Source organism: Niabella insulisoli, from assembly GCF_039652435.2.
Taxonomy (GTDB): domain Bacteria; phylum Bacteroidota; class Bacteroidia; order Chitinophagales; family Chitinophagaceae; genus Niabella; species Niabella insulamsoli.
This window is the reverse complement of record NZ_CP190246.1, coordinates 277,391-289,251: the sequence shown is the minus strand read 5'-3', so window position 1 is coordinate 289,251 and position 11,861 is coordinate 277,391. Positions and strand designations below refer to the sequence as shown.

Genomic DNA, 11,861 nt, shown 5'->3' with positions numbered 1-11,861 from the left:
GTATAGCTCCGGCGTCGCAACGGATGTATTTTTAGGAATGCTTACAAGTCTTTCCCAATTACCCGAATGGCTGGGCGCCGCCGCGATTGCAGCCGCCATAAGCCTTTTAGGCTTTGCCGGGAAATTTATAATCGATTTGATCCGGTCTTACAAAGAACGCAGACGCAAGCGGTTTGCCAAATTGATAGAACTTTGCTCACTGCTAAACGCTTCATTCGAAGTGTATAAAAAACAAAACAGCATGGCGCGGATTTTATGCGAGCAACTGCGCGACAGGCTGGGCCAAACTTACATAGGCGGCAATACGATGGATGCGATCCTGAGCAACCATTTTACAAGCATGAATGAAAGAGAGCTGGAAACACATGCCGTTATCAGAGGCTATAGCAATGCATTGCATGATTTGAATACCCGGATGCTAAACTGGCTTCAGCAGGACTTTGATTATAAAACACGCAGCAAAACCGATTTGCAAAAAGATCTCTCGCTGCAGCTGAACCGGCTCGAAACGCATTTGTATTTGTGGATTGCCAAATACAATGTTTGGATTCCTCCCATACCACATCATAGCCTGGTTTATTTAAAAGATGAAGCCTATCATGGAACCGGTTTCCCTAAAGCGCTGGAAGGAAGCCTCGTCCGCTTTTTGGAAGTCAGGCATCACACCACATTTCCTTTTAATGAAAAAAGATAACTAATCGCGGGGGAAGGTCAGCAAACCGTGTTGGCTGGCCGTAAAAATATCGCGGAAGGCCCGGTTCAATTCCGCATCCTGGGCAGTCGCTGCCAGTCCACAAGCCGGATAAATGGCTGCGACATGTTTTCTGCAAACCAACACAAGCCGGCGACAAAGGCCGCCGATCCGCTTTGCCCGCGGCCGGGTTACAGCGCCACTCGATTTTAGTTCGTCCCAGGATTTATCCACTTCGGCGTATAGCTTTTCCGACAGTGCCGCAACTTCCGTTTGCGCCTTTTGAATCTTTATTAAAACGGCCTCCAAAACCGGCAGGTGCAACCGGTGCTGTTTTTCTTTGATCGTCGCGATAGCAAGTTCAAAAAAATGCTTGGTCATGCCCAAGGTATTCACGCCAATAGTGGCTTCTGCGAACGGTAAAAACGGATAACGGTAAATCAGCTGATCTAATACCGGTTTGTTTTCATTGATCTCAAAACTTCGATCGGCGCGAACTTTCAGGTTCTTTATGCTGAAACTATGGCCGGCCGTGGCTTTCAGCCCCATCGTATTCCAATCGGCATGAACCGACACTTCTTCTTTCCGAAAGAAAAAAGAACGCACCAACGGCGATCCGTCCTCGTTGCAAACCGGCTGCCCCTTTCTTGTGATGCGGCAGTTGGCCGTAAAATGAGTAAGATGAGGGGCGCCGGTCGCATATTTCCAATGCCCGTTAACGATATACCCATTGGCTGTTTCTTCGGCCAGCCCGCTCACCGCGCCGCTGCCTCCCAGGCATACTTTTGGCGAGGAAAATATTTGTTGTGCTTTATGATGATCAATGTAACCGGCAAAAAGATTAGCGCCCGCACAAAGCGTTACGGTCCAGCCCAGGCTACCATCTACATAAGCCAGTTCTTCCTCATATTGCAACGCCTTCGGTAGCGTTAATTCAAGGCCTTTGTAAGATTTCGGCAGAAAAAGTTTAAACCATTTTTTTTCATAAATAATTTTTAATAATGCCGGCACCAGGCGCTGTTCTCTTTCTGACCGGGCGCAAAGTTTTCTTAATTGTGTAAGCTGCTGCTGATTTAAATTTAAAGCCACGCTGTTCTTTTTTGTTTGATAATCCGATTCCATTGAAAATACCCCATCACTGCGATAATAAACAGGAACAAGGTGAGGATGGCATAGAGGGGGAGTCCTTTATAAATGAGCAGCGGAATGGCGAAAGCATTGCTTACATTTAGCAAGATCCAATTCTCAATTTTCCTTTTGGCCAGTAGCCACATGCCTGCCCAGGCCGTAGCGCTTACCCAGGAGTCGAAAACCGGCACGGTAGAATCGGTAAAACGGGTCAGCACAAAATAGAGTATTACAAAGGCCACCACCACGATGGCAATCGCCTTGACCCATTCGATGCCGCTGGCCCGAGTAACCGGCGGCGCCTCATGGCCTTTTCTTTTCTCCCACCACCACCAGCCGTAAACACTCATCACAAAATAATAAAGGTTTAAAGCGCTTTCTGCATAAAGGCCGGCGTGAAAAAAGATATAGGTTGAAATAATTACGGCAACAATACCACAGGGGTAGAGCCAAATTTTATTCGCTTTGGCCAGCAATACTTCGGCAACGCCAAAACTAACGCCTATCCACTCCAGGGCCGGAACAGCCTTCAATTGACTAATAAAAGTTTGTGTCCACTCGCTCAGGTTCATGATCCATAAAAATTTAACCCCACGAGATGCAATAAAAAATCAGATTTTTTTGATTCCCTCCGCCGGCATTACCCGGATCAGGTTATTGGGTATGATCTCAGCCCGTAATATTAAGGCACCCCATGAGTGGGGCAAAGGTAGTGATAAAAATATTATGCTGCATTTCTGAGTTTCAACTGGATGGGCGCAAACTAACCCAGAATAGATATCGTTTGTTGTTGAGCTGTAAGGAAAGGTTGAAAATGTATTAAATAGCGATTATCTTTTTTTAATCAAATTGTTAACCAATCGCCAAAATGAAACAACAATCTCTTTCTTTGCTTTTTATGTTGGTGCTTGCTTTCGCAATGTCCTGTTCTAAAGATGAGAACGATCTGTCGTCTAAGGAAGATCCCATTGAAGCAACGCCTTCCCCTCAGGATTCTGACTCGCTTTCTGCCCAGGCTGAAGCTTATAAAAAAGCCATTATAGGGCACTGGGTCTTATATAAACTAAACTCCGATATGGGTCCGGTAGATTTTGAACACAGGTATGCACGGTCATTGACTTTTTCAGAGGATTTTGTGTGTAAGGATAGTACGGTACTCTTTAATTCTCCTCAGAAAAATATTACAAGTATTGGCTATAAAATAGATCTTAAAAACAAAGCAGACCCGGGATACAACCCTTATATTATAATTGAGCGGAAAGGATTTTATGGTTTCGGCGTTTTTCTCAACGCAGCTACTGATACCTTATTTGTTTTTAATGGAGTTGGATCCGAATATTATAGAAAAGTAAGGTAAGTCTGGGGACTTACTTCATGTATTCATTCGCTTTTATTCCAGTTAAGAGATGCCTCCTGATGAAGCATTTATCACTTCATCCCTTCCAGCTCTTTTTGTAACCTAAACATATCGTCGCGTAAACGGGCCGCTTCCATAAAGTCAAGATCGCGGGCAGCTTTCTCCATTTCCTTTTTGGTTTTGGCAATAGCTTTTTCCATTTGCGGAATGGTTTTGTAAACCACTTCTTCTTCCGCCGCAACGTTAATCAAGTCCTGGTCAAAAGCAATTGCTCCCTCGTCTTTTTCGTCAAACCCTTTGATATCTAAAACGCTGGTTTGTTTAAATACGTCTTCTTTAGATTTGGTCACCGTGCGCGGTGTAATGCCATGTTCGATATTGTAGGCGATCTGTTTTTCGCGCCGGCGATTGGTTTCATCGATCGTGCGCTGCATGCTGCCCGTCATCGTATCCGCATAAAAAATAACCAGCCCGTCCACGTTTCTTGCCGCGCGGCCGGCCGTTTGTGTTAAAGATTTTTCATTCCTCAAAAACCCTTCCTTATCGGCGTCCAAAATCGCCACCAGGCTTACTTCCGGTAAGTCCAACCCTTCGCGCAACAGGTTAACGCCAACGAGTACATCTATTTCACCCAGGCGCAGCTGGCGCAATATTTCCACCCGTTCCAGCGTATCTACTTCGCTGTGTATATATTTTGATTTAATGTTGATGCGGTGCAGGTATTTGTCCATTTCCTCCGCCATGCGTTTGGTTAAAGTGGTCACCAATACGCGATCGCCCTTCGTTACACGCTTATCAATCTCATCCAGCAAATCATCGATCTGGTTGATACTGGGGCGCACTTCAATCGGCGGATCTAACAGGCCGGTGGGCCGCACCACCTGCTCGGCAATGACGCCACCTGTTTTTTCCAGCTCATAACTATCCGGCGTAGCCGAAACATAAATCACCTGGTTTTGCAGGCTTTCAAATTCATGAAAATTTAACGGCCGGTTATCGAGCGCGGAAGGAATGCGAAAACCATAATCTACTAAGATCAACTTGCGGCTGCGGTCACCGCCATACATACCGCTGATCTGCGGCATCGTCTGGTGGCTTTCGTCAACAATCATTAAATAATCTTTCGGAAAATAATCGAGCAGGCAAAACGGCCTTGTACCCGGACTCCGCCTGTCGAAAAAACGGGAATAATTTTCAATACCATTACAATAGCCCAGCTCCTTGATCATTTCGATATCATATTCCACGCGCTCTTTGATCCTTTGCGCTTCAATCAGCTTTCCGGTACTGTTGAAGTATTCCACCTGCGCCGTCATCTCATCCTGGATCTCATAGATGACCTGCTGTATCATATCTTTCGGCGCCACATATAAGTTCGCCGGGAATATCGCCGCGTTTTCCATCGTATTGATGCGCTTTCCCGTCGCCACGTCAATCGTTTCGATTTCCTCAATTTCATCACCGAAAAAAGTAATGCGGTAGCCATGATCGCCGTAAGGCAGATTGATATCGACCGTATCGCCCTTCACCCTGAAAGTCCCGCGGTTAAATTCGAGTGTGGTGCGCGTATAAAGCGAATTAACCAACGCATGCAAAAAGCCTTGCCGCGAAAGCGTTTGATTGCGGTGAATGCGGATAATGCTGTTTTCGTAGTCGGCCGGGTTTCCGGCACCATAAATGCAGCTTACCGAAGCTACCACTATAATGTCGCGGCGGCCACTCAGTAAACTTGTAATAGTTCGCAGGCGAAGCTTGTCAAGCTCTTCGTTAATGGCGAGATCCTTTTCGATATAAGTGTCGCTCACCGGAAGATACGCTTCGGGTTGATAGTAATCATAATAAGAAACAAAATACTCCACTGCATTTTCGGGGAAGAATTGCCTGAATTCGCCGTACAGCTGAGCTACGAGTGTTTTATTATGAGTAATGATTAAAGTGGGCCGTTGTGTATTTTGAATCACATTGGCCATGGTAAAGGTTTTCCCGCTGCCGGTAACGCCCAGCAGGGTTTGATATTTCTCTCCATCCAGCACGCCTTCAGTCAATTGCGCAATGGCCGAAGGCTGATCGCCGGCAGGAGCAAATGGGGTATGTAGTTTGAAAGGCACGAACTTTATTTTTAAAAATACAAAATGGGCTTCGTAAGATAAACCTAATGTTTTAATATAGAAATCCAAAAAGCATAAAACTTTCTGACTATAAATTAAAAAAATGAACGGCCCCGCAATCAAAATCGCGTTCGCTAAAAAACAAAAAATAACCTGCCAGAGCGAAACAGAAATATGCTTTAGCTACAAGTCAGACTTAACCATTTTGCACATCCGATTGTGCAAAAACAAGCGAAAAATGCTGATCCGGATGTGCATTTTTTAAAATCGCCCTAATTAATATAAGCCCACATACCATCCGTCTTCGCGCTCTTCAACAGGGTAGGTCTTTAAAAAATAGCCCTCGCCAGAAACATTGCGGCCGTTGTCAAGATTGAATTTATAACGATGCAAGGGGCAAACGATTTGCTTTTGGACATTCACATACCCGTTTTTTAACGGCGCCGCCGCATGAGGGCATTTGGTCGCGCAGGCAAATAATTTATTGTCGAATTTTGCTACACATAAATGCCTGCCCGCTACTTTAATTTCAGCCAGGTTTTCCTCGTTAAACTCAAGCTCATTGGGATGTAATGCGATCAAATGCCAGGTAAAGTCCTTGTTCATAGATAATGGTTGATGAATCATAGTTCTTTAGTCGCTGTGAAATATGATCCATAATCTATATACTAATAAAACATGGTTTTATAAGGATAACGGATGGCGTAGAGCTCTTTCACTTTATTCAAAATAGTTTCGCGCAGACCCTCCACATTTCGCCGCTCGGTGGCCGATACAAATACCACATTTCCCTGTAGTTCGTTTTGCCAGCGTTCGTATAAATCACGTAAAATTTCCTCCCTTGTTTCATCACCGAGCCATTCATCAAAAGTTTGCGCCTCATACAAATCCATCTTATTGAAAATGGTAATCGTCGGTTTATCAAACGCGTTTAACTCTTGCAGTGTTTTATTCACAACAGCCAGCTGATCTTCATAATTCGGATGGGAAATATCTACCACATGCAATAAAATATCTGCCTCGCGCACTTCATCGAGCGTGCTTTTGAAACTTTCCACCAAATGATGCGGCAGCTTGCGGATAAAACCCACCGTATCGCTTAAAAGAAAAGGTGTCTGTTCAAAAACAACTTTACTGGTCGTGGTATCGAGCGTCGCAAACAACTTGTTTTCAGCAAAAACGTCTCGCTTGCTGAGCAGGTTCATGATCGTGCTCTTACCTACGTTAGTGTAGCCGACCAGTGCGACGCGGATGAACTCGCCGCGGTCTTTGCGCTGCGTAAAGGATTGTTTATCTATTTCGGCCAGCTTTTTCCGAAGCAGGTTGATTTTGTCCCTAACGATACGACGGTCGGTTTCAATCTCTGTTTCACCAGGCCCGCGCGAGCCGATACCGCCGCCCTGGCGCTCAAGGTGGCTCCACATACCTCGAAGTCGCGGCAAAATATATTGATATTGAGCCAGCTCCACCTGCGTGCGCGCCTGCGCCGTTTTAGCCCGCCGCGCAAAAATGTCGAGAATCAAATCCGACCGGTCAATAACTTTAATTTTAATCTCCTTCTGGATATTATTAATTTGTGCGCCGCTCAGTTCGTCATCGAAAATGACCAATTGAATATTGTGCGCAACGGCATATTGCCTTATTTCCTCTAATTTTCCTTTGCCTACAAAAGTGCGGCTATCGGGGTGCTGCAATTTTTGAATAAACTGCTTTTTTGTTTCCGCGCCGGCTGTTTCAGCCAGAAAAGCCAACTCGGCAAGATATTCTTTCACCTGCTGTTCCGTCTGATCTTTTTGCACTAATCCTACAATAACGGCAGTCTCTTTGTCCTGAATAATATTTTTTTTATCTAACATATTGAATGAACAAAGTTAGCAAAAATGTTGCCGGGTAAAGGAATATGACAAACTGTTCGTCTTCCCTACCGGCGGGCCGCCCGGCGGTACTGCCGATAAAGTAACATTGCGAATTTGCTGCTTTTCTGGCGGCCGGGCCCTGGCCGCGGATCGTTTTCCAAAGCACAATTTGTAAATCTTTACCTTTGTGGGCTTTTAAATTAGCAATCAATTGAAAAAATTCAGCAGAATATTTAAGTATATCGGTCTATACAAGGGCAAAATAGCCGGTTACATGTCGCTTACCATTCTTGCCTCCGCTTTGTCGGTCGCTTCCATTAGTATGTTAGGCCCTTTAATGTCGATTATTTTTAATGTCGAAGGCGTTGGCGCAGCGGGCCAAAGTATGCTTCAAAAAGTTCCGGGCGGCCACCTGCTGTCTGAAGCTTTGCTCACCGCTGTAAACGAAGGGCGGCAAATGCATGCGGTTTTTATCTGCTGTATGTTTATTATCGGCTCCATTTTTCTAAAGAACCTGCTCCTGTACCTATCCTCGTTGATATCCGTGCCGGTGCGAAGCTCCATTATTATTCACCTGAAAAATGATATGTATGCAAAGGTATTGACGCTACCCGTTGGCTATTTTTCTGAGCAGAAAAAGGGCGATATCATGAGCCGGATGACCAACGATGTGGGACAGATTGAAGGCTCGATCGTAAACGCGATGGAGGGTATGATTAAAGACCCGATCATGGTAATTTTCTATCTCGGCGCTATGATATGGATAAGCCCCGGTTTGTCGGTTTTTCTTTTGGTATTACTTCCGGCGACAGCATTTATTATCGGCCGTATCAGCCGAACACTTAAAAAACAAAGTAATGCTGCGGCATTGCGGGTGGGTGATACGCTTTCCATTCTGGATGAAACCCTTGGCGGTATCAGGATTATAAAAGCATTTTGTGCAGAGAAGATTTTGGGCAATCGCTTTGTTGGCCTGAATAATACTTTGCTTGGCATTAATAAAAAAATGGCGGCCAGGCGCGATCTGGCCTCTCCTCTTACCGAGTTGTTAGGCGTCATCGTGTTGTGTATCATCATTTATTTTGGAGCCAATCTTATTCTAAATGGCGGCTCATTGGGGCCTGGCGAGCTCATTGCCTTTATCGCCATGTTTGCTATGATGATCAATCCGGCGAAGGCGCTTTCGTCTTCTTTCTTTAACGTGCAGGCGGGCTCTGCCGCTATCGAGCGCATTGAAGATTTGTTGAACACACCGGTGAAAGTCGAAGACAATGGAACTCAAAAACTGGGGTCTTTCGATGAGGGCATTGAATTTAAGAATGTCTCTTTTTCTTACAACGAAACGCCCATTCTTAAGAATATTAACCTGTTTATTCCCAAAGGAAAAACGATTGCTTTGGTGGGCAGCAGCGGCGCCGGCAAAAGCACACTCGCCGATTTGGTACCGCGCTTTCACGATGTGAGCGATGGCGCTATTTTAGTAGACGGAGTAAACATCAAAGAGTACAGCATCGACTCTGTGCGCGATAAGATTGGTATCGTCAGCCAGGAGCCGATCTTGTTTAATGATACAATCGGGAATAATATCACACTGGCGCATCCGGATGCTACAGCCGAAGAAATTGAAAACGCAGCCAAAGTAGCCAACGCCTTCCGTTTTATTAATAATAAGCCGGAAAAATTTGATACAAACATCGGCGACCGCGGCGCCAAACTCAGCGGCGGTGAAAAGCAGCGGCTTACTATTGCAAGAGCCGTATTAAAAAACCCGCCCATTCTTATTTTGGACGAAGCCACTTCTTCTCTCGACACTGAAAGCGAACGCCTCGTTCAGGACGCGATTAATAACATGACACAGAACCGGACCTCGCTGGTGATCGCCCACCGCTTAAGTACGGTTCGAAACGCCGATGAAATCATCGTGTTGAACAAAGGTGAAATTGCGGAGCGCGGCAAACATCATGAGTTGATGCAAATTGAGGGCGGCATCTACCGCAAACTGGTAGACATGCAGGAAATGTATTAGGCTATTGCAATCGAATTTGCTGCCCGGATATTTTAGCAATCTTTACAAAAGCGGCGGTAGAGCGCTTCATACTGCGGGATGATCTCATCCATATTAAATTGCTGTGCATGCTCGAATGCACGCTGCCGAAAGCCATTTAATGTGGCATCATCTTTCAAGATGTCCAGCGCTTTTTCGCTCATGGTTTTCACGTCGCCAACATTAGCCGTAAAGCCTGTCACGCCGTTAATATTCACTTCTTCGAGACCGCCCGCATTGGAGGAAACCACAGGGACTTTTGAAGCCATGGCTTCGAGGGCCACCAGCCCAAAGCTCTCGTATTCCGAAGGCAACAGGAATAAATCGGCGATGGCGAATATATCTTCTATCTGTTCTTGTTTACCAACAAAGATCATACGGTCAAAAATGTTTAGCTTATGGCCATACTCCTCCGCTGTCTTTCTTTCGGGGCCATCGCCTACAAATAATAGCTTAGCGGGAATTTCTTTCTGGACTTCATAAAAAACCTCCACAACATCCTGAACCCGTTTCACCTGCCTGAAGTTGGAAGCGTGCAATAAGATCCTTTCGCCTTTAGGCGCTAATACTTTTTTAAACGCATCTAAAGGCTTCCGGTTAAAACGAGTCACGTCGATAAAGTTATATATCACCTCTATCTCCTTCCTGATGTCAAATGTTGCATAGGTTTCTTCCCGCAGATTATTAGAAACCGCGGTGATCACATCACTTTTGTTGATAGAAAAAGATACAACCGGCGCATACATTTTGTCCTTACCAACGAGCGTGATATCCGTTCCGTGCAAAGTGGTCACAACCGGAATATTATATCCTTCCTCATGCAAAATTTTCTTGGCCATGTAAGCCGCCGACGCATGCGGAATAGCATAGTGTACATGCAGCAGATCGAGATTATAGTTCTTGATAACGTTGACCATGGTGCTGGCCAAAGCGGTTTCATAGGGTGGAAAATCAAACAAAGGATAGGTAGGTACCTGCACCTCGTGATAGAAAATATTGGGAATGAAAGCGCTCAGCCGCACCGGTTGCTGATACGTTATAAAATGCACCTGATGCCCTTTCTGAGCTAATGCTTTCCCGAGTTCGGTGGCTAAAACGCCGCTGCCGCCAAAAGTGGGGTAGCAAACAATACCTATTCGCATGTGTTAAAGATAACCGTTTCTAATTTTTGTTAATGATACTGCAGTTTAGCAGATTATTAAGTTTGAGCCTGCGCCTTTCACGTCCGTCTTTCCATCTACAAGATCCGTCGTTCGCGGCGACCTTCTTATCTTTACTCAAATCACATACCATAACATTATGATCCGGAAATTGTTCTTAGCCCCACTTTTATTTTCTACTGTTTTTTCTTATAGTCAAACTAAGGATGAGGTTTTTATTCGCCGGTTGGCCGACGAAATTTTGCATAACGGGCAGGCTTATCAAAACCTTCGAACCTTAACCAAAACTATTGGCGCCCGACTGGCTGGCTCGCCTCAAATGTATGCAGCAGAAAGATGGGGTTATGATTTGCTGAAGCAGTCTGGCAGCACGCGGGTTTATAAACAACCGGTGATGGTGCCCCATTGGGTGCGCGGTGGGAAAGACGAATGTATTGCGCTGCCTGCCGGCGGCAAAAAAAAGCCTTTGCAGGTCATTGCGCTTGGCAACTCTATCGGAACAAAAAATGTAGCGCTAACGGCCGCGGTTGTGATGGTCCATAATTTTGAAGAACTTGAACAACGCAAAAATGAACTGCGCGGTAAAATTGTATTTTATAATTATAAATTCAATGCTTCCTTTATAAGAACCTTTGAAGCCTACGGCGACGCCGTTAAATATCGCAGCCAGGGCCCTTCCCGCGCGGCAAAATATGGCGCCATCGGTGTGATCGTGCGCAGCATGAGCCACAGCACAGACAACGAACCGCATACCGGTATGCTATCTTACGACTCAATGTTTGCCAGCATCCCGGCTGTAGCCGTGGGTTTGAAAGACGCCGACTGGCTGGCATCCGAAATCGGCAAGCATGCACAACTGAAACTAAGTATCAAAACCAACGGCCATTTCTTACCCGACGCCGAAGGCCATAATATCATTGCGGAATTAAAAGGCAGCGAAAAGCCGGACGAGTACATTACGATTGGCGGCCACTTAGACAGCTGGGACAACGGCGAAGGCGCCCACGATGACGGCGCCGGCATTACTCAAACCATTGAAGTACTGCGCGCGCTGGTAGCCCTGGGCTATCAACCCCGGCATACCATTCGGTTTGTATTGTTTGCCAATGAAGAAAATGGCGCACGGGGCGGCAAACAATATGCAACAGCGGCACAGTCAAACCGCGAAAAACATATACTGGCTATTGAAAGCGATGCCGGTGGTTTTACGCCAAGGGCTTTTAGCTTTAACTGCTCTGACGATCAGTTTGAAAAAGCAAAAGGCTGGCTGCCATTGATCGGCCCTTACGGCTGCAACGAATTTATAAAAGGCGGCGGCGGCACGGATATCGCTCCGCTGAAAGATCAGTTAGGTACGCCCCTATGCGGCTTTCTGCCCGACTCCCAACGCTATTTTGATCTGCATCATGCGGCTAGCGACATTTTTGAGAACGTTAATAAGCGCGAGCTGGAACTGGGCGCGGTAAACATGGCGGCCCTGGTCTATCTTGTAGATAGGTATGGTTTTTAAAGCATCC

Annotated in this window: 10 protein-coding genes and 1 riboswitch; of the genes, 4 read left to right on the top strand and 6 right to left on the bottom strand. The window is 45.8% G+C overall.

The features are described 5' to 3' along the window. Positions 1–37: 37 nt before the first annotated feature. Positions 38–694 (top strand): hypothetical protein, encoded by a 657-nt coding sequence (locus ABDK00_RS01145; RefSeq protein WP_346237670.1) that lies wholly within the window; start codon positions 38–40, stop codon positions 692–694. Here the strand turns inward: ABDK00_RS01145 and ABDK00_RS01140 are convergent, their stop codons facing one another. Together ABDK00_RS01140 and pnuC are read right to left on the bottom strand one after the other, a co-directional pair. Next, entirely contained in the window at positions 695–1,780 is a 1,086-nt protein-coding gene (locus ABDK00_RS01140) for an acyl-CoA dehydrogenase (RefSeq protein WP_346237669.1), read from the bottom strand. After that, on the bottom strand, positions 1,771–2,391 hold the full coding sequence (pnuC, locus tag ABDK00_RS01135) for a nicotinamide riboside transporter PnuC (RefSeq protein ID WP_346237668.1): 621 nt from the start codon (positions 2,389–2,391) through the stop codon (positions 1,771–1,773). The genes ABDK00_RS01140 and pnuC overlap by 10 nt, the downstream gene beginning before the upstream one ends. Before the next feature lie 36 nt (positions 2,392–2,427). After that, positions 2,428–2,524, bottom strand: a riboswitch (TPP riboswitch). A 163-nt stretch (positions 2,525–2,687) separates the two neighbouring features. Between pnuC and ABDK00_RS01130 the strand changes: the two genes are divergently transcribed. Further along, on the top strand, positions 2,688–3,176 hold the full coding sequence (locus tag ABDK00_RS01130) for a hypothetical protein (RefSeq protein ID WP_346237667.1): 489 nt from the start codon (positions 2,688–2,690) through the stop codon (positions 3,174–3,176). Between the two features lie 71 nt (positions 3,177–3,247). Here the strand turns inward: ABDK00_RS01130 and uvrB are convergent, their stop codons facing one another. From uvrB to hflX, 3 genes are all read right to left on the bottom strand, one after another. Then, on the bottom strand, positions 3,248–5,284 hold the full coding sequence (uvrB, locus tag ABDK00_RS01125; protein ID WP_346237666.1) for an excinuclease ABC subunit UvrB: 2,037 nt from the start codon (positions 5,282–5,284) through the stop codon (positions 3,248–3,250). Between the two features lie 276 nt (positions 5,285–5,560). Next, the gene (locus tag ABDK00_RS01120) at positions 5,561–5,890 is read right to left on the bottom strand and encodes a Rieske (2Fe-2S) protein (RefSeq protein ID WP_346237665.1); all 330 of its coding nucleotides are present in this window, start codon (positions 5,888–5,890) and stop codon (positions 5,561–5,563) included. Positions 5,891–5,952: 62 nt separating this feature from the next. Then, positions 5,953–7,140 carry a GTPase HflX gene (hflX, locus tag ABDK00_RS01115; RefSeq protein WP_346237664.1) on the bottom strand — a complete coding sequence of 396 codons (1,188 nt, stop codon included), beginning with the start codon at positions 7,138–7,140 and terminating at the stop codon, positions 5,953–5,955. A 274-nt stretch (positions 7,141–7,414) separates the two neighbouring features. Here hflX and ABDK00_RS01110 point away from each other — a divergent pair, with 274 nt between their 5' ends. After that, positions 7,415–9,166 (top strand): ABC transporter ATP-binding protein, encoded by a 1,752-nt coding sequence (locus ABDK00_RS01110; RefSeq protein WP_428400358.1) that lies wholly within the window; start codon positions 7,415–7,417, stop codon positions 9,164–9,166. Between the two features lie 32 nt (positions 9,167–9,198). On the opposite strand, the gene bshA is transcribed toward ABDK00_RS01110, so the two are convergent. Continuing rightward, positions 9,199–10,326, bottom strand: a complete 1,128-nt coding sequence (gene bshA / locus ABDK00_RS01105) for an N-acetyl-alpha-D-glucosaminyl L-malate synthase BshA (protein ID WP_346237662.1) — start codon at positions 10,324–10,326, stop codon at positions 9,199–9,201. 157 nt (positions 10,327–10,483) lie between these two features. Between bshA and ABDK00_RS01100 the strand changes: the two genes are divergently transcribed. Beyond that, complete coding sequence (locus ABDK00_RS01100; protein WP_346237661.1) at positions 10,484–11,854, top strand: M20/M25/M40 family metallo-hydrolase; 1,371 nt, start codon at positions 10,484–10,486, stop codon at positions 11,852–11,854. Positions 11,855–11,861: the final 7 nt, after the last annotated feature.